The sequence below is a fragment of the Victivallis sp. Marseille-Q1083 genome, assembly GCF_903645315.1.
GTDB lineage: Bacteria > Verrucomicrobiota > Lentisphaeria > Victivallales > Victivallaceae > UMGS1518.
Map to the genome: position 1 here is coordinate 190,205 of NZ_CAHJXL010000002.1, position 21,180 is coordinate 211,384.

The 21,180-nt window shown below is 56.8% G+C and carries 16 protein-coding genes; 7 read left to right on the top strand and 9 right to left on the bottom strand.

Annotation, left to right across the window (positions count from 1 at the left end; all coding sequences use genetic code 11):
* Positions 1-393: 393 nt before the first annotated feature.
* The 3 genes from HWX74_RS16845 to ycaC all read left to right on the top strand — a co-directional run bounded on the left by HWX74_RS16845 (position 394) and on the right by ycaC (position 4,616).
* Positions 394-2,112 carry an FAD-dependent oxidoreductase gene (locus HWX74_RS16845; protein WP_176014753.1) on the top strand — a complete coding sequence of 573 codons (1,719 nt, stop codon included), beginning with the start codon at positions 394-396 and terminating at the stop codon, positions 2,110-2,112.
* A 5-nt stretch (positions 2,113-2,117) separates the two neighbouring features.
* Complete coding sequence (locus tag HWX74_RS16850) at positions 2,118-3,545, top strand: DUF4832 domain-containing protein (RefSeq protein WP_176014754.1); 1,428 nt, start codon at positions 2,118-2,120, stop codon at positions 3,543-3,545.
* A gap of 465 nt (positions 3,546-4,010) precedes the next feature.
* Positions 4,011-4,616, top strand: coding sequence for an isochorismate family cysteine hydrolase YcaC (ycaC, locus tag HWX74_RS16855; protein ID WP_176014755.1), 606 nt, complete (start codon positions 4,011-4,013; stop codon positions 4,614-4,616).
* 255 nt (positions 4,617-4,871) lie between these two features.
* On the opposite strand, the gene HWX74_RS16860 is transcribed toward ycaC, so the two are convergent.
* From HWX74_RS16860 to HWX74_RS16875, 4 genes are all read right to left on the bottom strand, one after another.
* Positions 4,872-5,516 carry a prepilin-type N-terminal cleavage/methylation domain-containing protein gene (locus HWX74_RS16860; RefSeq protein ID WP_176014756.1) on the bottom strand — a complete coding sequence of 215 codons (645 nt, stop codon included), beginning with the start codon at positions 5,514-5,516 and terminating at the stop codon, positions 4,872-4,874.
* Between the two features lie 86 nt (positions 5,517-5,602).
* Entirely contained in the window at positions 5,603-6,250 is a 648-nt protein-coding gene (locus HWX74_RS16865) for a DUF4091 domain-containing protein (RefSeq protein ID WP_176014757.1), read from the bottom strand.
* Between the two features lie 37 nt (positions 6,251-6,287).
* Entirely contained in the window at positions 6,288-7,349 is a 1,062-nt protein-coding gene (locus HWX74_RS16870; RefSeq protein WP_176014758.1) for a substrate-binding domain-containing protein, read from the bottom strand.
* Positions 7,350-7,484: 135 nt separating this feature from the next.
* Entirely contained in the window at positions 7,485-7,838 is a 354-nt protein-coding gene (locus HWX74_RS16875) for a hypothetical protein (protein WP_176014759.1), read from the bottom strand.
* 30 nt (positions 7,839-7,868) lie between these two features.
* On the opposite strand from HWX74_RS16875, the gene HWX74_RS16880 reads away from it, so the two are divergent.
* The 4 genes from HWX74_RS16880 to HWX74_RS16895 all read left to right on the top strand — a co-directional run bounded on the left by HWX74_RS16880 (position 7,869) and on the right by HWX74_RS16895 (position 13,575).
* Positions 7,869-10,664 (top strand): hypothetical protein, encoded by a 2,796-nt coding sequence (locus tag HWX74_RS16880; protein WP_176014760.1) that lies wholly within the window; start codon positions 7,869-7,871, stop codon positions 10,662-10,664.
* A gap of 182 nt (positions 10,665-10,846) precedes the next feature.
* A complete protein-coding gene (locus tag HWX74_RS16885; protein WP_176014761.1) occupies positions 10,847-12,058 on the top strand; it encodes a glycosyltransferase family 9 protein in 1,212 nt (403 codons plus the stop codon).
* Complete coding sequence (locus HWX74_RS16890; RefSeq protein WP_176014762.1) at positions 12,059-12,826, top strand: ABC transporter permease; 768 nt, start codon at positions 12,059-12,061, stop codon at positions 12,824-12,826. It begins immediately after the preceding gene.
* Positions 12,826-13,575 (top strand): ABC transporter ATP-binding protein, encoded by a 750-nt coding sequence (locus HWX74_RS16895; protein ID WP_176014763.1) that lies wholly within the window; start codon positions 12,826-12,828, stop codon positions 13,573-13,575. The genes HWX74_RS16890 and HWX74_RS16895 overlap by 1 nt, the downstream gene beginning before the upstream one ends.
* Before the next feature lie 43 nt (positions 13,576-13,618).
* Here HWX74_RS16895 and HWX74_RS16900 read toward each other — a convergent pair whose 3' ends face one another.
* The 5 genes from HWX74_RS16900 to HWX74_RS16920 form a co-directional block, all read right to left on the bottom strand.
* Positions 13,619-15,850: a DEAD/DEAH box helicase gene (locus tag HWX74_RS16900; RefSeq protein WP_176014764.1), complete on the bottom strand. Its 2,232-nt coding sequence runs from the start codon at positions 15,848-15,850 to the stop codon at positions 13,619-13,621.
* Between the two features lie 9 nt (positions 15,851-15,859).
* Positions 15,860-17,176: an ATP-binding protein gene (locus tag HWX74_RS16905; protein ID WP_176014765.1), complete on the bottom strand. Its 1,317-nt coding sequence runs from the start codon at positions 17,174-17,176 to the stop codon at positions 15,860-15,862.
* The gene (locus tag HWX74_RS16910) at positions 17,173-18,582 is read right to left on the bottom strand and encodes a TerB N-terminal domain-containing protein (RefSeq protein WP_176014766.1); all 1,410 of its coding nucleotides are present in this window, start codon (positions 18,580-18,582) and stop codon (positions 17,173-17,175) included. Before HWX74_RS16910 ends, HWX74_RS16905 begins: the two co-directional genes overlap by 4 nt.
* Positions 18,583-18,756: 174 nt before the next feature.
* Positions 18,757-19,542: a type II secretion system protein gene (locus HWX74_RS16915; protein WP_176014767.1), complete on the bottom strand. Its 786-nt coding sequence runs from the start codon at positions 19,540-19,542 to the stop codon at positions 18,757-18,759.
* Positions 19,543-19,860: 318 nt separating this feature from the next.
* The gene (locus HWX74_RS16920) at positions 19,861-21,009 is read right to left on the bottom strand and encodes a S1C family serine protease (RefSeq protein ID WP_176014768.1); all 1,149 of its coding nucleotides are present in this window, start codon (positions 21,007-21,009) and stop codon (positions 19,861-19,863) included.
* Between the last annotated feature and the right edge of the window lie 171 nt (positions 21,010-21,180).

Consider the following 21,180-nt stretch of genomic DNA (forward strand, 5'->3'; position numbering starts at 1 on the left):
ATGATTTGGTTGTCAATCATTTTTCATTTTTCTTTGAGGTGTTTGCGGCATCGTTTTTGGGGTCGGTAAAAATAAAAAAGGCGGTCCGCCGTTTTGCCGCGTCCGCCCGATTGCCGCTTGTCAAAAAGAATTATGCCGCCAGACTTCGACGCTCTCCGCAACGGAGGTAAGCGTAAGGATAAGCGTCATAATATCGTTCCAAAAGCATAACAAGATTTCCTGCATTTCTCATATAAAACTGTTTTATTATACTCACCGGTTGGATTTTTGTCAACCCTTCCTTGGAAAAAATAATCGATTTCAACCATTTGCCATTGCATTTTCGACCGGGGCCGGTTATTTTTTCTGCTGTCAACTCTGAATGGAACAATTCGAAAAGGGAATGGAACCGAGATGGAAACGGTGAAACATCAGGTCGAATTTTGTGTGGTCGGCGGCGGTCTGGCCGGAATGTGCGCGGCGATTGCCGCGGCCCGGCGCGGGGTGAAGACATTGTTGATGCACGAGCGGCCGGTCCTGGGCGGCAATGCTTCCAGTGAAATCCGCATGTGGGTGTGCGGGGCGGCCGGTTGTCCGGAGAGCGGTTTGGTCGAGGAAATTCTGCTGGAAAATCTCTACCGGAACAGCTACCCGAGCTATGCGGTCTGGGACAGCGTTCTTTATGAAAAAGTACGTTTTCAGCCGAACCTCACTCTGTTGTTGAATTGTTCCTGCCTGGCGGCGGAGATGGCCGGTTCGCGCATTCGTTCGATCAAGGGCTGGCAATGCACCACCCAGCAGTTCCATCAGGTGGAGGCGCAACTGTTCGCCGACTGTTCGGGCGACAGCATTCTGGCGCCGTTGACCGGGGCGGAGTGCCGTTTCGGCCGGGAGAGCAGGGCGGAATTCGGGGAAGATATCGAGCCGAAGGAAGCCGATCACCGGACGATGGGGATGAGCTGCCTGTTGCAGGCCCGCGAAACCGACCGTCCGCAGCCGTTCGTGGCGCCGGAATGGGCCTATGTCTATGAGACGGACGAGGCGATCGGCCGCGATCATGCCTTGGGATTTTATCAGAATTTCTGGTATCTGGAGCTCGGCGGCGACGGCGATTCGATTGCCGACACCGAGATGGTGCGGGATGAGTTGTTGAAAATCGCTTACGGCATCTGGGACCATATCAAAAATCGCGGCGACCATGAGGCGGACAATTGGGTGCTGGAGTGGGTGGGATTCCTGCCCGGCAAGCGGGAGAGCCGCCGTTACGTCGGCGATTATATCTTGACGCAGCGAGATCTGGAGCGCGGCGACGGGTTCGACGACGTGGTCGCGTTCGGCGGCTGGCCGATGGACAATCATCCGCCGGCCGGTTTTTACCATCGCGGCGAACCCAATGTCAATCATCCGGTGCATTCGCCCTACCAGATTCCGTTCCGCTCCCTGTATTCCAGAAATATCGACAATCTGCTGTTCGCCGGCCGCAACATCAGCGTCAGCCATGCCGCCTTGACCTCTACCCGGGTGATGGCCACCTGTGCCTTGCTGGGGCAGGCGGTCGGAACGGCGGCGGCGATCGCGGTTCCCGGCGGCCTGCTGCCCCGCGAAGTATATCAACGGGAGATCGGTCGCCTTCAGCAGATGCTGCTGCTTGACGACTGTTATCTGCCGGGCAGGAAACGGGAGGCGGACAAGATGACGCAACAGGCGGTGTTGACCGCATCCGCCGGCGCGCCGGAAAAATTGCGCGACGGCGAAGAGCGGGATCGCGGGCACGCCTGGTTTGCCGGGGCCGGCGACTGGGCGGAGTACACGTTTGCCGGGCCCCGGTCCGGTCGGGTTCGGGTGGTGTTCGACAGTGATCTGGCCCGCCAGCCGCGGTTGAATATGGTGGCGTCTTTTCCGCTGGATGTGCCGCATTATGCGGTGCCGGAAACGCTGGTCAAATCGTTCACGTTGTACGGTTGCCGGCCGGACGGCGTCTGGTTCGTGTTGTTCCAGGCGGCGGACAACCGCCGGCGGCTGGTGAAAATCGACCTGCCGGAACCGGTGGTCGGGGTACGTCTGGTGATCGGCGAGACGCGGCGGGAGTTGCCGGTCGGGATTTTTTCTTTCGAGGTCATTGAGGAACCGTGATTGCGATGGCGAAGTGCTGGGCCGGATGGCTGGCGGCCGGCATGATGGCGGCTTCGGGCGGATTGTCCGGCGCCGTCGTGGAATTGCCGGACAACGCCGAAGCGTTGATCAATCCGGATATGGGCTGGACGATGCATTTTTATTCCAATCAGACTTGGAATTACGGCAGCCGACTGGCGCCTGCCGATACGCTGGACTGGTTTGAAGGCTGTTCGGTGGTTTATTTGCGGATTCCGTGGGCCTTCATTGAACCGGAAGAGGGACACTTTGAGTGGTCGATTCTGGATACGCCGGCGCAGCGTTGGATTGCCGGGGGCAAACAGGTGGCGTTCCGGTTCACCACGGCGGAAAGCTGGCTGGAGTATCCGACGCCGAAGTGGGTTTTCGACGCCGGGGCGAAGTATGTCCGTTTCACGCCCGGGGAGGGGCCCCAGGCGACCGGCGAATATGTCGACCCGGTGTTCGACGATCCGATTTTTCTGGAAAAACTGGGAAATTTTCTTGCCGCCGCCGGCGCGCGCTATGACGACAATCCCAATGTGGCGTTCATCGATGTCGGCACCTTCGGGACTTGGGGGGAAGGCCACACCGGTTTCAGCCAGCGGCTTGATGACGCGGAAAATGTCCGCCTGGCCGGAATCCATCTCGATTTGCATAAAAAGTATTTTCCCCGTACCCAGTTGGTGATTTCCGATGACGTGATCGGCGCCGAACGCCCCGGCGATGATTTTCCGTTGATGCGGTATGCCCGTTCGCAAAACGTCTCATTGCGGGACGATTCGATTCTGGTGCAGGGCGGGGACCGGGCCTGGTTTCATGCCGGGCTGGCGCAGCAATTCTGGCCGACGCTGCCGGTGGTCTTGGAGCACGAGCATTTTGCCGGTTCGGTCGAACGCGGCTGCTGGGACAGTGAGCTGCTGAAAAAAGCGGTCGAGGAATATCATGCCAGTTATCTGTCGATCCACGGTTGGCCGGATGAGCTGTGGGAGAAGGAGAAGGAGGCCGTTCGGGCGATCAACCGCCGGCTGGGGTATCGTTTCAATCTGCCGAAAATCGCATACCCGGATACGGTCAGGCCGGGAGAACCGGCGGTCTGGCGTTATGATTTTGCCAACGTCGGAGTGGCGCCCTGTTATCGGGACGCATTCGTGTCATTCACGTTGAAAGATGGCGAAGGCGGCATCGCCGCCGTGCTGGTCGATGAATTCAACGGCAGGAACTTGGAGCCGGCGGAGCCCGGTAAAGCCGTCCCGGTCGAGCGTGCCGTCCGCTTCACGATCAACCAATTGGCGCCGCGCCTGGCCCCCGGCGAATATGAGGTGTTCGTTTCGGTCGGCCGGCTCGACGGAACGCCGGTTTATGCTTTGCCGTATCCGGGAAACGACGGACAACGGCGTTATCGAATCGGATGCCTGACTGTGCCCGCCGAATGATGTCGGCCGGCCGCCGGTTTTTTGATGCAAGAAGATTGCCGGGCGGTCCCGGTAACGTACCCTGCAATTAGCAGATGGCGTTCATTGTTGTAAATAAGACGCTTCCCATTTTAAGTTGATTTCCCGTCGAATGGTCGTATTGAGAAGCTGTTTTTGCTTTTTATGAATTTACATAATTGTATGTGATCTTCACAATTATTTTTATTTTATTGTTAAAAATAGTTTGACACTAAACAATATTGTGATATGATATCTCTGTGAAGAGAAAAATAAAGTATAGGTTCCGAATAAGCAAGGGATTTATTTTTGTCCGCCGGGATGAAGGCAAGCCGGTTGAAATTGAAAAGTGGCTTCTTCTTTTTTGAATGGACGAATTTTAGACATTGCCCAGAAACGGAAATCGAAAATGAAGCGACGCCGCAGGTATGGTACTGCGGCGTGGAATAAACTCGAAGGAGGAGTATTATGTCCAGAATCACAGTTGAAAATGCCGCCGTTTTGCTGATCGACCATCAGGTCGGATTGCTTTCGCTGGTGCGTGATTTCACGCCGGCGGAGTTCAAGAACAATGTTTTGGCCCTGGCCGACATCGCCAAGCATTACAAGTTGCCGACCGTGCTGACCACCAGCTTCGAAAGCGGCCCGAACGGCGTCCTGATGCCGGAAGTCAAAAATATGTTCCCGAATGCGCCGTTTATTCCGCGTCCCGGCCAGATCAACGCCTGGGACAATGAGGACTTCGTTAAAGCGGTCAAGGATACCAAACGCAAGCAGTTGATCGTCGCCGGCATCGTCACCGAAGTGTGCGTATCGTTTCCGGTGCTCAGCGCCTTGAAGGAAGGTTACGAGGTGTTCGTAGTGGTCGATGCCTCCGGCACGTTCAATGAGGTGACCCGGCATGCCGCCTGGATGCGCATGCAGCAGGCCGGCGCGCAACTGACCAGTTGGTTCGCGTTGGCATCCGAATTGCAGCGCGATTGGCGTAATGACGGTCCCGGCCTGGCCAAGATTTATTGCGACCATGTCCAGGAATACAACGCCATTACGATTGCGCATAACGCCAAGAAGTGATACATTATCTCAACGGCATTATTTTCTCCGTCGCCCGGCTGGACGGCGGAGAAAATCGGCTGAAACAAGGAGGTGTCCGATGAAAGCGGCAGTATTGACTTTGGCGGCCGTAATCGCGACGCTGGCTCTGGCCGGTTGTTGCGGCGGCGGGTGCTGAAGAAACCGCCGGCTCCCTGACGCGGAGTCGCAGATTGACCGTCCCGGTGAATTTCGGGGCGGTCAATTGTTTTTTCCGGCCGGCAAGGAACCGGCGGGTCAATCGTTGACCGGGTAAAAAGTGCCGGCCGGGGCCTCATACCAGTCGAAATTGTAACGGTCGCTCCTGGCGGCATGGCCGTCGGCCCAGAGTACGTTGGAACGGTTGTTGTGGCGGCGCCCGAGCGTGTAGTTGGCGTCGGGAAGCAGATTCCAGTAACCGAGGCATTTGTTGTCGAGCTGGTTGTCGGCCCAGTACATCCGGCTGGACGGCCGGGTGATCGCGTCGAGCTTCAGCGGCGGAAAGGCGAAGCTGGCATCGTTGACGCCGCCGCCGATGTAACCGTTGATGATATAGGCGGTGCCGTCGCGGCCTTCAAAGCCGGGGCAATCGAAAATCGTATTGCGGAAATGACCGCCGCCTGGACCGACGGCGGCCTCTGGAATGCCGAGATAAATGCCGACCGGCATGCAGGCGTATTTCCATTGATCTTCGCCGCCGAAGGTGGCGACCGGGCCGTAACCGTCGGAATCTCCGGCATACATCATGCAGCCCAGGCCGACCTGTTTGAGATTGTTGATGCATTTGATCGCCTGGGCCGCCGCCTTGGCCTTGCTCAGCGCCGGCAACAGCATGCTGGCGAGAATGGCTATGATTGCTATTGCTACAAGCAATTCTATTAGTGTGAATTTTGCATTCCTCATGTTTTCTTCCTTTCCGGTTCTGGTTTTGTTGGTTGCAGGAGAAAAGAAATCGATGGTTTGAACGTGGGACCCTCCCTGGCTGGAAACTATTGCATGGAAGCATGTTTATCGGTTCCGGCGGCATGCTGCGCCTGCTCGATCGCCGCAGCCAGCTCCCGGCGGATTGCTTCCAGTTCCGCCGGATTGCGGCTGAAGTCGGTCAGTGAGCGGATCAGCCGTTCCGCATACGGCAGCGCCGCTTGCCGTCCTCTCAAGTTCTCCAGAATGGCGAGATACTCGAAATCTTCACTGCCGTCCCGCAGATTGACCATCCGGATGCCGGGAATCGGCCCGTCGGCGCCCGGATAGATCAAATTGCCGTCGCCGCCGTTGGGTTGGAACCATGGAGAAAAAGGCTGCCATTCCTCGATTGTGGCGTTTTGCGGCCATTCGAGGTTGACATGCCAATAGAGCAGCCCGTCGCTTTCCATCAGGTAAGTCATCCAGGGCAGCAGCCGCGTTTCGATGGCCGGCAGGTCGGCGAACGCCAGGTTGGCATAGGGATAGCGCGGCCAGCAGCAGACATACCACCAGACCTCTTTGCCCTGGCTGCGCAATTGCCGCGACAATTCCGGATCGTAGGCGTGCAGCAGCGGGCAGTACCAATCGACGTAGTCTTCATAATCGGCCGGCAATTCCCGCCGCCGGTTGAACGACCGCCAGAAACAGTATTGCTGACCAAAACAGTTCCACAAAGATTTTCCTTTCTTGATTTTTCGGGGCTGGTTTTTCTTAGCGGGGCCGGCAACTGTTGCCTTCCACCAGTACGCTCGGGAAACGCAATTCCGTCGGCGGCAGCGTTTCGCCCTTGAGACGTCGCAACAACAATTTGGCCGCTTCGACGACGACGGTTCGGGTCGGCTGACGAAAATAAGTGAAATCGGCGGAAAATTGTTCCATCGATTCGTCGGTGCTGACGCAGATGAAACTGATGTCGCCGGGAACCCGTTTGCCGGCAAAAGCGGCTTTCCGGAGAAAACGGGAAAGATAGACGTTGTTGACGGCAAAAAAAGCGGTCGGACATTGCGGCGAACTCAACAGTTCGACGACATTGCTGCTGAGATCCGGATCGAAATAGTAATAGGTGATGACGTTTTTGGGGTTGAGCGACAGGCCGGCATCCTGCAACGCGGCCAGGAATCCTTTCAGCCGTTCGGACGGATTGTCCAGCAGATCGGTGTTGGCCAGAATCAGGCCGATGTCGCGGTGGCCGTGAGAAATCAGGTGGTTGGCGGCGTCGTAACAGGTTTGAAATTCCTCGTATCCGACGAATGGGGTAACGCCTTCCGCCCAGACCCGGTCGAACTGGACGACCGGTTTGCTGGCCGCCAACTCGATCAGCAAATCCCGCAGCCGGAGGGACCCGAACGTCGGCAGGTAGAGAATGCCGTCGATCCGGTTATAATCCCGCAGCCGGCGCAACTCTTCCGCCTCGGAATTTTCATTGAAATCATAGAGGGTCACCACGGTTTCCAGGCCGAAGGTCGTCAAATAACGGTGCAGTGTGTCGATGATGACGGTGAAAAAAGGTTCCTGAACTCCCGGCATCAGCAGCGAAATCCGGCCGCTGCGCTGCTGCGGTTCCTGCGGCGTCAGAAAAACCCCGCGTCTGGCTTCCCGGCGGATCAAACCGTCCTCTTCCAGCAAATCCAGCGCCGAATTCATCGTCACCAGGCTGACCTGGTAGGTGTCGCAAAGTTGTTTCAGGGACGGCAGCTTGCGGGACGTGTTGGTTTCCGTGGCAATCTTGCGTAACTTTTCGTAGACGTCCTGATATTTTACGTTGTCTCTCATCGTTGCTGATTTTATCCTGTTATTATATCTATTATTGTATCTGTTATTATTTCTGAATTTATATATGCGCTATTTTAATCATTGTGGATTAAAGTATTTCCTCTTTATAAAGTATACTGAATCTATTCAAATAAGTCAATAGCGGATGGTACGCTGGTCGTCGAAGCCGGCGGTACGGTTCGGCAGACGAATATTCTGGCGGCTGGCCAGCTCCGGGTGGAAGCCGGCGGAACCTCCACCGGATTTGTTGCGGAGCGGGCTGCGGACGTCAGTTATGATTTCGGCACGAATGTGCAGGGAACCGGTGAATACGGTTACATCATCAAGTCCGACCCGGATTCTTCCATGAATTACCGGGTTGATTCCCGACAGGAAGTCGGAGCTTGGCAGATTGCGTTCGGCGGTTTCATTTCTGCCGGTGCGGTACAGAATATCGGTGCGTATGGCGAAGCGAGTTATATGACTATTGACGCCGGCGGCGTGTAGCATGCGGAGTGCGGTTCGCGTGTCAATGTCAGTATGGTTTCCGGAGTCCTGACGCTTGCCGGCGGAGCCGTCTCGAATTATGCGGAAGTCGAAGCCGGCGGCATGGTCGAAGCGGCGGCCGGGGCAGTCCTGAACAATACCACGGTTCAGCAGGGCGGCACGCTTTCGCTGGCGGCGGGAAGCGAGTTGAATGGAATGATCTCGGTGGCCGGTTCGCTCCTGGCCGGCGGCGTAGTCGATGCTTCGGGTTGTGTGATCGATTTCGATCTGACCGGCGGCGAAGTTGCGGCGAACGCGCTGACCGGAGTGCTGGTGAACGATATCACGCGGCTCGAAGGCGCTTCCCTGGCGATCACCATCTCGTCCCGGGGACTGGAGGACGGGGAATACCGGCTGGCCGGAAATGCGGCGGGTTTTGCCGGGAGCATTTCCTGTCACTCGGAGATGTCGTTTGCTTGTTCGTATGCGGAGCTTGACCTGTATTCGGATTGCTCATTTGCCCTGAACGGCAAACTGTACACGCTGGCGGTGAATGCCGCCGAAGAGCTGGTGTTGCAGGTCCGGCCGGTCGAGCCGGGCGATGATACCGCTCCCCGGCAGATCACCGACGCCGCAGCGAATGTATACGCCGGAATGGCGGTGACGCTGTATTGGAGCGATCCGGCGGCGAATTCGGCCGTTTCGTATCTTGTCCGCTATGGGGCGGCCGGCTCCGGGTTGGAAAATGCCGAGACGGTGACGGTGAATAGCAACTGGGCTTTTCTCAGTGACCTGGAGGCCGGCGGTTATGAGTATCAGGTGCGGGCGGTGGATGCCGACGGACAGTTGGGAGAGTGGAGTGAGGTCGGTTCGTTCCGGATTTCGGAAATTGCGACGGCGGATACGAATGTTGTGCTTTCCACCGAACTGTGGGGTCATGATTACCTGCCGGAGCTCTACGGAAAACCGGCGATTCCGCAGCATAACGACGTTACCGGTTACTATTTCGCGGACGCCGAAAAGCTCAACAATGTCCAGGATGCGCTCTATTGCTGGGGTGCTGCCAGCGCGAATGTGCTGACCTGGACCGGCTGGGCGGCGAATTCTCCCTATGCCTTCGCGAATGAAGATGAGGTATTCGAGTATTTCATCAATTACTGGAAGAATGAAGGCGGCATGGAGAGCGATGCGCAGGGCTGGTTTCTGACCGGAGAAGGGCTTTCCGGCACGATGGTCGTCCCGGCCGAAGGCGGCAATCTGTTTCCGGGTCTTGAGCTGGCCGATTGTTTCGCGAGCATCGAAGTTTCGACTGAAACCTCGACCTTGCTGAATTTGCTGGCCGATTACTTTGACGCCGGCTACGGCATCTCCTATGCGATCTACTCCGACGCCGGTCTGGCGCACGCCATTACCGGCTGGGGCTACGAGGTCGATGACGCCGGTAACATTTATCTGTATTACAGCGACTCCGACAGCGATTACTGGTCCGGCAGCGATGACCGCCGAGAGGCGATCAACCGCCTTTCGCGGACGCGGGTTACCGTTCACGACGACGGCCGGCTCTTTTTCGAAGACTATTTTGTGCCGGGCGCCTACCTCGGAAGTTTTTCGGCGCTCAAACAGTTTGATAAGAACCTGATTGGCCAGTCGGAGGATTTTGCGGACGCCCGGCTGCTGGAGTGGAAGGACGGTGGCGTGCTCCGGGCCGGGAATCTCGATGGCGAAGGGGATGAAGATTACTATATGTTCACTGCCGAGGCTGACGGCGAGGTAACCGTCACGGTTTCGATGGCCTCTTCTGATTCGTTGTTATCCGGTTTGGTCATTTCGGTCTACGATTCTTTTAAAAATTTGATCGGAACAAGTGCCGCCGCCGCGCTGGAACAGGTTTTTCACTTCGGTGCGATTGCAAACAGCCTTTACTATCTGGTCGTTTCCGGCGATGAATTGAAAACCGGAGGCGCCGTGGCCCCGGCGCTGAATACCTATTACGTTGAAATCGAAGCGACTCCGACTCCGGTCCCGCACGACTGGCGTTCTTTCGGCGTTGGGGATTTCAACCGCAGCGGAATTGCGGATGTGTTCCGGCAGGACAAAAACTCCGATGCTCTGGCGGTGATTTATGATTCCGACGGTCAATTCACGGCCAGCGATACGCTGTGGAAAACCGGTGACTGGAAAGCGGCGGGCTGCGGCGATATCAACGGCGACGGTGCGGCGGATGTGCTGATAAAGCATTTCAACGCCGGCAACGACACCACCGACATTGCGGCGTTGGTGACCGATCCGGAAACGCTCGAGTGGGTTCATGCCGATGTCCGCGGCTTTGACAATTCCACCTGGGAATATCTCGGCTGTGCCGATGTCAACGGCGACGGCATCGACGATATCCTGACCATCGAAACCGAATCCGTCGCAGCCGGCCGGGACCGGAACGTCAACGCCTGGATCATGGGAGCCGACGGCCGATATGAAGCCGATCTGCGGATTTGCGGCAAAAATACCGATTGGCAGATTGCCGGCTTCGGCGACGTGACCGGTGACGGCCGGGAGAATGCGATCCTGCGCAACGCCGACGGGATGGTCGGCTATTGGGAGCACAACGGCACGGACGACGCCGTCCTGCATGAAATTTCCGGGCTGGATTCGAAGGAATGGAGCTTGTTGGGGATTGGCGATTTTGACGGTGACGGCATCAGTGACATCCTCTGGCAATGCAATGTGGACGACAGCGTCGGGATGTGGACGAAATTGACGGAGAACAACCTGGCGTATACCCGGTTGGGCCAGTTGTCCGAACTCGGCGATTATACCTTTTCCATGATCGGCGATTTTCAACGGCGACGGTAAAGACGATATTCTGTGGGCGGGTAGTGACGATTCTCTGGCCTGGAGCAGTGCGGACCCCGACAAGTTCAAGAACCTGGTCGCCATTGCGTGACGGAGGGAATTGAACGGGTTGACGCTTTCCGGCCGATGAAGAATCAACAAAGTCCTCCGGCTGTTTTCTGGCCTGGGGACTTGGAGTTTTTATGGGGCATTTGAATTCCTATTCCTACCGGATCAAACGAAAATTGGCGGAACATCTCGAACGCGATCCCAGCGGATTGTCTTTTTTAAAATATGCGTTGAAATATTGCTGGTCGAAATTCCGGCGCCGGCCGCTGCGGATGCCGAAAGCCGGCCTCGGCATGTTGTCGGCCGACCATGTCAATGTGGCGGTGAAAATTACCGGCGGGCTGGGGGATGCCGTCATTCTGGCGCGGGTGCTCCGGCAGGTTGCGGCGTTTTGTCCGAACTGTCGTTTTTATGTATTTTTCCCGTCGCTTCAACAGGCCCGCTGGGTATTCGGCAAATGCGATTATGTCGAGGATATCCAGTATCTGGAGCTGTTTGAATATTATGAGCGGGAGCTGTGCGACTGCGCATTGTATTTGAACAGTTTTGCATTTTTCAATGAGGCGGAGATTGACGTGGCAAAGATTCGGCGTCTGTCGCCGCCGCTCCTGTCTTTGCTGGCGGCGGCCAGAAAGAGCCGCCGCCAGTGGGAGCTGTTCATCGACAACCATCCGTTGCTCGACGGCGCCTTCGCCCGGCAGGCGGTGGCGATCGGCTGGAATCGCCATTCCGCCGTCTACCGGCAATTGGGCCTGGAGCCGGGCGGATTGGCGCTGGATTTGCCGGAGGATGACGGGGCGTTCGAGAGGATCCGGACGAAATTTGCTGCCTACATCACCTTCAACACCGGGTTCGATCATATGTTCATCTTGAGTACTGTGACTGCCACCAAATGTTATCCGCAGGAACATTGGACCGCGTTGATCCGGCTGTTGAAAGAACGTTTTCCGAAACTTGGCATCATTCAAGTCGGCGGCAAAAACAGCTTTCCGGTTGCCGGTGCCGACGCTAATTTCGCCGGGAAAACCACGCTGGCGGAATGCGCCGGGCTCCTGAGGCACTCGCGACTGCATATCGATATCGAAGGCGGGCTGGTGCATGTCTGCGCCAGTCTGGGGACATCGTGCGCGGTGCTGTTCGGGCCGACTTCAAAGCGTTATTTCGCCTATCCGCAGAATCTCAATTTGCGGGATGACGCCTGCGGCGATTGCTGGTGGGCGACGGAGCGCTGGATGGAGTTTTGCCCGAAGAAGCTGGCTTGCAATGAATGTATGCACCGTTTGATTCCGGAGCGGGTGCTGGCATCTGTCGCGCCGCTTCTGGAGGCGATTGGAAAGGAGCCGTAGATGGTGGGGACTGCCTATGACTCCGGCGCCTTGTTTGCGGTGCTGCTCGCCAAAGAGCTGAAGGCGAAATATAAAAACACCGTACTCGGCTATGTCTGGAGTTTGTTGATGCCGCTGTTTCAAAGTCTGGTGTTCTTCGTCGTCTTCAGCCTGTTTCTGCGTTTTCCCATTGAAGACTATTTTCTCTTTTTGTCCATCGGCTTTGTCGTCTGGCAGTTCTTTTCCAATTCGTTGACCCAGGGGGCCAATGTCCTGCTCGCCAATGCCAATCTGATCCGGAAAACCTGTGCGCCGCGGCTGATTTTTGTCGCGGCTTCGGTCGGGGCGGAAGCGGTGCACTTGTTGATTTCGTTGCCGGTGCTGCTGATATTGATGCTCTGGTGCGGAAGGGTGCCGGGGTGGCTGGCTCTGGGGCTCCTGCCGGCCGGAATCGTCTCGGTGCTGCTGATGGCATTCGGCCTGGCTTTGATCGTGGCGGTAATCAACACCTATTTTCGCGACCTGGAGCGGATTATGCAAATTCTGCTCCAGGTGTGGTTCTATGTGACGCCGATCTTTTACAGCACGGAGCAGATTCCGGCGGAATACCGGCCGCTGCTGCTGCTCAATCCGGTTTTTTTCCCGGTGGAATTGCTGCGCTGCTGTTTTTACGCTCCGCAGCCGGCATGGCTTTATTGCCTGGCGGCGCTCGCGCTTGGCGGGATGATCGCTGCGGTCGGCATGGTGATTTTCCGCCGTTTTCAAGACGACCTCGCGGAGGTGCTGTAATGGAACAGCCGGTGCTTCGGGCGACGCATTTGGGGAAAAGTTTCACCCGGATCAAATCCGATTACGGCTTGAAGGATGTTCTGCTGCACAGCCTGGTCCATTTTCGCCGCCGCCGTCACCGACGAAGGTTTATCGCGCTTGAGGATGTTTCCTTTGAGTTGTATCCGGGCGAGAGTCTGGCCATCCTGGGACCGAACGGAGCGGGCAAGAGTACGCTGTTGTCGCTTCTGGCCGGAATCATCCGGCCGACCGCGGGCGAAGTCTGCGTCAGCGGCAGAATCGGATTGATGTTGGAACTCGGTTCCGGGTTCTGCCATGACCTGAGCGGTCGCGAGAATATTTTGCTGAATGGGCTGCTGCTGGGGGCGGGGCGGGCGGAATTGGAGGCCGGGCTCGAGGAGATCATCGCGTTTTCCGGGGTGGGGGATTTTATCGATGAACCTTTGCGGACTTATTCCACTGGCATGCAGACCCGGCTGGGGTTTGCCATCGCGGTCCATCTGCGTCCGGAACTCATGTTGATCGATGAGGTGCTGGCAGTGGGAGACAGTGAATTCCGGCGCAAATGTCTGGCCAAACTCGAAGAACTGAAAGCCCGAAACGTTGCCGTGGTTCTGGTGACGCATTCCCTGGAGGACGCGCGGCAGTTCTGCGGCCGGGCCCTTTATCTGGAACAGGGCCGCTGCCGCTTTGCCGGGCCGACGGCGGCGGTGATCGAGGAAATTCAAGCGCATCGTTGCGAATATTGACGCCGGGCGGCAACCGCTTTTCGAACAATACGCCTGCCGGATGTCAACGCTTCTGCCATTCACGGATGCGCATTTTCATCTCGTCAAGACCGAGGATGCCGTAGGCGAAGCCTTTTTTGACCAGTTCCACCGGCAGGAATTCATCGTATTTTTCAAACAACGGCACTTCGCCCGGATAGATCAGTTCCATCGGGTCGAGCGGCTGTCGTTCCTGCTCGCCCAGCACTTTGAAGAAGGTTTCTTTTGACGCCTTCATCTTGAATTGGAGGAAGTACGGCCTGGAGGAATCCAGGGCGGACAAACCGAGCTGCGGCGCGCATTTGATTTTGATAAACCGCTCCAGCGCGAGAAAGGCATACGTGCCCAGCCACGGGAACAGGCACCACATTTCGCCGCCGAGACAGATCAGCGATTCGTCGGTCAGGCCGGAGTGAAGGGCCGTGTGCCTGGCTTCGGCGAGCCTCGCGACGGCGTTTTTCATAAGATACGGATAGACGACATTTTCCCGCAGCACCGCTTTCATTCGCTCCAAAACCTTGGTGTTGATGTCGCCGGGACACTGGCCGAAATAAGCCGGCACTTTGCCCTTGACCTGTTCGCAGTAAACCAGATGGCGTTTGTGGTCGATTTCTTCGACGATCCACACATGACCTGCCAGCGCGATTTTTTCGCCGATCGGCGGCGGCAGCACGATCGTTCCCAGTTCCTGGGACTGGCAGCGGACGGTATACTCCTCATTCTCTTTGAATACCGCATAGAACTTGAAGGAATTGGTTTGCCGTTCCCCGGCCAGTCCGACGATCAGGCCGCCTTCTTCGGTTTTCTGGATATGTTCCGTCGAGATGAGATGCCGCAGCAGCAATTGGTAATCTTCCCGGCCGATCCGGTGGAAATAGCTCAACGAAAGCACCCGGGACGCCAGTCCGGCCGGCGACAGTTCGCCGCCGGAAGCCAACGTGCACATCGTCTGGTGATACAGCAAGCTGAACGGCAGCCGGTCCAGTTTCGGCGGTTCCACCCAGCGTTCCTGCAGATAGAGTTGAACCAGCGCGATGCCCTGCAGCAGCGTCCAGGGAATCGTCACCGGCAGCATTGCCCTGGCTTCCGGCTGCTCCTCCCGCATGACGAACCACATTTCCGGCGGCAGGTCCCGCCGGCCGGTACGTCCCATCCGCTGCAGAAAAGAGGACACCGTGAACGGCGCGTCGATTTGGAAGGCGCGTTCCAGCCGGCCGATATCGATGCCCAACTCCAGCGTGGCGGTGGTAACGGTCGTCTGGAATTGTTCCTCGTCTTTCATCACCGCTTCCGCCGTTTCCCGATAGGAAGTGGACAGATTACCGTGGTGGATCAGGAAACGGTCCGGCTCGTGCTTCGCTTCGCAGTACTGGCGCAAAGTGGTGGTGACCGCTTCGCACTCTTCCCGGGAATTGACGAAGATCAGACACTTTTTGCCCCGGGTGTGTTCAAAGATATACCCCATTCCCGGATCGGCGCTGGCCGGCGCGGTATCGGTGGCCTGCGCCAGGACCGGAGCGGCCTCCGGAAGCTCTTTCTCCTCGGCGGCCTGGGCGCCTTGCAGATAGAAGTGCTCCATCGAAAGCCGCCATTTGACTCCCTTTGTTTCGATGCGGGGGATGACGGTATTCCGGCCGGTGCCGGACGCGAGAAACCGGCCGGTGCTTTCCAGATCGCCGATGGTGGCCGACAGACCGATCCGCCGTGGATTTACGCCGGCCAGCCTGGAGAGCCTTTCGATCAGACACAGGGTTTGGCCGCCGCGGTCGCCGCGCATCAGCGAATGCACTTCGTCGATGACGATGAAACGCAAATCCCCGAACAGACGGGCGATATAGGCGTGTTTATGCAACAGCAGCGCCTCCAGCGATTCCGGGGTGATCTGAAGGATGCCGGAAGGATTTTTCAGCAGTCTGTTTTTATGGGATTGCGCCACATCGCCGTGCCAGTGCCAGACCGGAATATTCGCTTCCCGGCACAGATCGTTGAGGCGCAGGAACTGGTCGTTGATCAACGCTTTCAGCGGACCGATATAGATGGCGCCGACCGATTGGGGCATGTTCTCGGAGAACAACGTCAGGATCGGGAAAAAGGCCGCTTCCGTCTTGCCGGACGCGGTGGAGGCGGAGAGCAGCACGTGGTCATCCGTATGGAACACCGCATCGCCGGCGGCAACCTGGATGGCGCGCAGGGCTTCCCAGTTGTTCCGGTAGATGAAGTCCTGAATAAACGGTGCGTAACGGTTGAAAATATTCATCCCGCCGCCTCAGATCTCGAACTCTTCAAACTCTTTTTCGAGAGTTTCGTCATTGACGGCCGTCTTGGCGTATTCGAAAGTTTCCGAACCCAATAGCTCGGTAACTTTGAGGCCGGGATTTTGATAGACGATATTCAGCAGTTCGATGAAGTCGCGAATGACTTCGCGCGGCGTGATATTGGTATCCGCGCCGATCCGGCCGAACTCGATTTTGATGAAGGCGATCAGGTCTTCCTGGCTCAGCGTCTGCTCGTATTCGAAAAGGCCGGCGTGGAGGTCGGCCAATTTTTCGATCAGCACCAGCATTTCTTCGTAGGTGAGCGGCGAGAGTTTGATCACCGGCGCCAGCACATCCTTGAGGTCGTCGCGGCCGAAGCGGCCGGCTTCCAGCCGGGATTTCAAGGCTTCATAGCTGAAAACCCCGCGCCTGGTATCCTCGATGCACTGCGGCGTTCCGCCCATGATGATGCCCAGGTATCCGGCTTTGCCCTGCAAGGTATCGTTGTACATGGTCAGAATTTTTTCATAATTGTACTGCCGGGTAATGCTGTTGGGTATCTTGTAAATATTGACCAGTTCATCGATCAGGAGCAGCAAACCGCCATAGCCCGCTTTTTTGAGAAACACCGCCAGCAGCTTGATATATTCGTACCAGTCGTCGTCGGAGATGACGATATTGACTCCGAGTTCCGCCCTGGCTTCCGTCTTGTTGGCGTATTCGCCGCGAAACCATTTGACCACCTTGGCCTTGTTCTCGTCATTCCCGTCGAGATAAGAACGGTAATAAACGGTCAGCAGACGGGCGAAATCGAAGCCGTGGACCATTTCGTTCAGGGAGTTTATCGTCTCATGGATTTTCTTTTCCACCAGTTTGCAGAAACTGCCGTCGCCCGGCGCCAGCTCGCTTTCAACGGCTACCTCGCTCTGGATATTGCTGATCCAGCGGTCCAGAATCAGCGTGAGGGCGCCGCCTTCCGGCCTGGTTTTGGTGGACAGGTTGCGAATGAGTTCTTTATAGGTGGCAAGCCCCTGGCCTTTGGTGCCCTGCAGACGCCGTTCGGGGGAAAGGTCGGCATCCGCGACCACGAAATTTTTATCCATGACGTAATTGCGGATGGTCTGCAGTAGAAAACTTTTGCCGCTGCCGTATTTCCCGACGATGAAGCGGAACGACGCGCCGCCGTCGGCAATGATTTCGACATCGTGCAAAAGGGCGTCGATTTCGATTTGCCGGCCGACCGTGATATAGGGAAGGCCGATCCGCGGCACGACTCCGCCCTTCAAAGAATTGATTATTACCGTGGCGATTCTTCTGGGTATTTTCATCCCTGGATGATTCCTTTCAATTCGGCGACGTAGTCTTCGATCAATTCCGGCTTTTCCCCGTCATAAGCGATGACGGTATCGCCGAATTCGTCGAAGAGTTTTTCATTGATTGCATCAATTGTCACCGACAGCAACTGCCCCGCCGCCGTGGCGCCATCGGTTTTGCCGTATAACAGGCCGCTCAGCAGCCGGTATTCCGCATCGCTCAGGTTGAACCTGTTTGCCGGTACGCCCGGCTCCCCGGAGGTGTCCGGCTCGCCGGCGTCCTCCAGCGCTTCGACCAGCAATTTGCTTTGCGTTTCCAGGGCGGCCTGCCGGATGGTTTGCAGCCTGGAAACGTCGATTTCAATGCGGGGCAGGGCGCGGCGTTTTTGGTCGGCCTGGTATTTCTCGATTTCCTGATTGATGATATCCTGGTACAGCTTGGTTATTTTTTCCGCTTTCAAGCCGGACTTGAAATGGTATTTTTGACGCATCAGGAAATCGATGATTTTCAGCAGGGCGCCGGTCTGCTGAATTTTGCCCTTGTAACACAGGAAACGTTCACAGCTCCAGCGGCCGTTCCGGCAGTGGTATTTATGAATGTCATTGATTTCATAAACGAAATCCTGACGTTTCAGTTTATCGTAAAACACTGCGGACCGGAACATGTAGTAGGAGCTCGCGTAAATTTTGCCGAAGAACTTTTCACAGAGGCTGTTCTTGCGATTTTTCCCGTAGTAGTCCGACAGTCTGGCGAAAACGTGGTAAACCACTGCTTTGACGTCATCGGGATACTGCCGGAAAAATCTGGAATTTTCCAGATTGTACGAGGACAGGGAATGCAGCGCCCGGAATACCTCGTCGGCGCTGTGCGACTGGTAATTCAGCAAAGTCAACGCCGCCTTGTCGAAATCCGTTTCCAAAACATCTTCCAGCAGCGCCCGGTCGAGGTTGTGGTACACGGCGTAATCTTTCAGCCACAGCTTGACATAGTGGTCGATTTTCGCATCGATTTCCCGGTAAGCCAGCCAGAAATTCTTCAGCGTGTGAAAACCTTCCTCCGGCGACCCCGTCCCGATTTGATTGAGCAGTTCATAGAGATAGACGAAGACGAAGGAAAGCGAGGTCGGCTCGACGATGCCGCGCCGGACTCTGGTGCGCCAGGAAAAATAACCACGGAGCTGCCGGTCGTTCATGGCCTGATAGGTCGGAAAATAACGGATGAACTCCCCGGTGAAATCGAACTCATCTTCAAAATCTTCCATCAACCTGGCCTGCTGATAGAAGATCATCGTGTCGGATTGGCGGCAGAGGTCGTAGCCGCTGGCCAGATTCCGCATTTTCCGGTATCGGGGCGGCATGGCGCCGGCCGCCGATATTGCCGTTTTCGGAATCGGTTCGTCCTGATATATCTTGAATGTCATCGCGTCAATGGCTGTTCCGTCTTCATGGATTTTCGCTGTCTTCAAACGAGTGGCGAACGCCTCTCGGTCACCGGCCTAAAATTAAACCGGAATCGCCGTTCTTTCAAGTCCGGATCGCGCTATTTTGACGAGATCCCCGCCATTGACGCTTCGCAGCAAAAAGATTCCGGACGGCTACTGGAAGGAACCGTCCTTGCGCCGCGGCCGCCAGCAGTTTTCGGCGCTGCCGTCCGGGTCCCAGGTATTGAGCAGCATTTGGGCGCCGGTGATGTCGTGTACGCTGCCGTCGAGCCGGCAGCCGTTGAAACGGATGGACTCGACACGGTTGCCCGGACTGTGACGCATCGGGACCCGGCACGGCAGGATTTTGGTATGCCAATTGTCGTGATTGTTGTAGAGTACATACAAATCCTGTTCAAACAGCACGTCGGCATGGTTCGGCGAATCGCCGATGATCGTGGTGCCGGCCGGGTTGCTCACCCTGGACAGCTTGGTTTTGCTGCCGTGAACCGGGTCGGTGCTCCAGCCGCTGTCGGTCAGGCCGAAATCGTAAGCCACCCAGCCGTAACAGACCGCGTTGGTGATATCGCCGAACTGCAGGCTGCCTTCCATCGGGCAGATCAGCAGCGGCGGCGTGTTTGCGACATTCCAGACATCGATCCAGCCGGTGCCTTTTTCATCGTCCATGACTTTGCCGCCCAGGTAGCGGCAGATTTCAGTGAACCAGAAGTGCAGCGAACCGTCCGGCATTTCCCAGTGCGCGTACGGCGGCAGGTTGTCGTTGTAATCATCGGTATAGAGGGCCAAGCCGAGGCCGAGCTGCCTTAGATTGCTTTTGCATTTCGTTTTCATCGCCGAGCCTCTGGCGCGGCCGATGACCGGCAGCAGCAGCCCGGCAAGAATGGAAATGATTGAAATCGTCACCAGAAGTTCCAGCAGGGTAAATCTTTTCTTCCGCATTGCTTGCCTCGCTTTCGGGTCGAAACGAAAATTTTTATCGGCACCCTATTCGGGAATCTAATGGAAGAACGCAAAAAAATCAAGGGGTTGAAGTAAACGGATGACATAATTTTCAGAAAAAACGAAATAAAATAAGTGAACGGCCGGTTTGATGGCCTGCCGGGCCGATTCCTTCAATATCCAAAACGTCTCCCGGGTATGCTTCAGGCTCCCGGGAGACGGATCAAATGACAACGCATGACGACAGGCCGGAGAGAGGCTTGCCCCGCCGGGCAACCGGCTCCGGAAAACTTGCCCGCGACGGATTGGGTTGATGCTTTACAAGTTTTCGACCAATGAAAAACCGTTGGTAATCCCGCGGCGCTGATACCAGGCTTGCGGCGGCGACTGCAGCAGGAGATCGTATTGCAACTGGATGCCGTCGCGAACCAGCGTCAGCGTCGATTGATCGCCGGGACGGGCCGAATAGATCAAGCTCTGCAGCTCCTGCGGCGTCGTGACCGGCTGGTCGTTGAACCGGGTGATCAGGTCGCCGGGCCGCAATTTTTCAGCCGCCGGAGAGTCGCGGAAGATCTGCTGGACCCGAACCCCGTTGTTGTCGGAGCTGTCCTGCATGACGATGCCGAGCCATGGACGGTTGACCTGGCCGTGGGTGATCAGGTCCTCGGTGACCTGCCGGGCCAGATCGGCAGAAATGGCGAAGCTCAGGCCGATGTTGCCGCCGGACGGCGACAGGATGAAGTCGTTGACGCCGATCACTTCGCCGTCGGCATTCAGCAGCGGGCCGCCGGAATTGCCCGGGTTGATCGACGCGTCGGTTTGAATGTAGCTTTCATGCAGGTTGATGCCGACGCCGCTGCGGTGTTTGTTGGAAACCACGCCGACGGTGACCGTACTGTTCAAGCTGAACGGCGCTCCGATGGCGATCGCCCAATGGCCGATGTCGAGATTGGAAATGTCGGCGAATTTCAAGACCGGAAACGGCTTGCCGTCGGCAATTTTCAAAATGGCCAGATCGGACGGCGGGTCGATGCCGACCACTTCGGCGTCATATTCCCGGCCGTCGTATGTGGAGACGCGAAACGAATCCTGGTTGCGGACGATGTGGTAATTGGTCAGGATGTGGCCGTCCTCCCGGACGAAAAAACCGGAACCCTGGCCGGAGGGAATATCCTGGTAGTCGATCTCCACCGGCTGCCGCCGGTTGTAGTTGAACAAATTGGCATACGGGGTACGGCGCACCGGCCGCCGCTGGCTGGCGGTGATGATGACCACCGACGGCATCGCCTGGTTGATCGTCGCGGAAAAGTGATGCTGTAAATCTTCCGGCGTGGCGAGCGCGGACCGCTCGCCCGGTTCTGGCGCCGGCCGTTGCGGCTGGAAAAAGAGAAAGCCGCCGATCGCCAATGCTCCGCCCAACAGGGCGGAACCGAACGGTACGAGAATTGTATTTCGATAATTTTTCATAGTAATTCATCCTTTTGCAGGATAGACCGTTGCAAGCGGAAAAAGTTCGCTGCTCCGCCACACTTGCCCGGTAAAATTTTCCGATGGCAGCCGGGCCGGGACGAAATACAGGAGGAACGCCGTCCGCCCGGTGAAAAAAGACCGTTCGTCCGGCGTTCCGGATATAATAGA

Bases quoted from the DNA above. Each gene is read 5' to 3' on its own strand.
- HWX74_RS16845 (WP_176014753.1), top strand. From the start codon at position 394: ATGGAAACGGTGAAACATCAGGTCGAATTTTGTGTGGTCGGCGGCGGT.
- HWX74_RS16850 (WP_176014754.1), top strand. From the start codon at position 2,118: ATGGCGAAGTGCTGGGCCGGATGGCTGGCGGCCGGCATGATGGCGGCT.
- ycaC (WP_176014755.1), top strand. From the start codon at position 4,011: ATGTCCAGAATCACAGTTGAAAATGCCGCCGTTTTGCTGATCGACCAT.
- HWX74_RS16860 (WP_176014756.1), bottom strand. From the start codon at position 5,516: ATGAGGAATGCAAAATTCACACTAATAGAATTGCTTGTAGCAATAGCA.
- HWX74_RS16870 (WP_176014758.1), bottom strand. From the start codon at position 7,349: ATGAGAGACAACGTAAAATATCAGGACGTCTACGAAAAGTTACGCAAG.
- HWX74_RS16875 (WP_176014759.1), bottom strand. From the start codon at position 7,838: ATGCTACACGCCGCCGGCGTCAATAGTCATATAACTCGCTTCGCCATA.
- HWX74_RS16880 (WP_176014760.1), top strand. From the start codon at position 7,869: ATGGTTTCCGGAGTCCTGACGCTTGCCGGCGGAGCCGTCTCGAATTAT.
- HWX74_RS16885 (WP_176014761.1), top strand. From the start codon at position 10,847: ATGGGGCATTTGAATTCCTATTCCTACCGGATCAAACGAAAATTGGCG.
- HWX74_RS16890 (WP_176014762.1), top strand. From the start codon at position 12,059: ATGGTGGGGACTGCCTATGACTCCGGCGCCTTGTTTGCGGTGCTGCTC.
- HWX74_RS16895 (WP_176014763.1), top strand. From the start codon at position 12,826: ATGGAACAGCCGGTGCTTCGGGCGACGCATTTGGGGAAAAGTTTCACC.
- HWX74_RS16900 (WP_176014764.1), bottom strand. From the start codon at position 15,850: ATGAATATTTTCAACCGTTACGCACCGTTTATTCAGGACTTCATCTAC.
- HWX74_RS16905 (WP_176014765.1), bottom strand. From the start codon at position 17,176: ATGAAAATACCCAGAAGAATCGCCACGGTAATAATCAATTCTTTGAAG.
- HWX74_RS16910 (WP_176014766.1), bottom strand. From the start codon at position 18,582: ATGACATTCAAGATATATCAGGACGAACCGATTCCGAAAACGGCAATA.
- HWX74_RS16915 (WP_176014767.1), bottom strand. From the start codon at position 19,542: ATGCGGAAGAAAAGATTTACCCTGCTGGAACTTCTGGTGACGATTTCA.
- HWX74_RS16920 (WP_176014768.1), bottom strand. From the start codon at position 21,009: ATGAAAAATTATCGAAATACAATTCTCGTACCGTTCGGTTCCGCCCTG.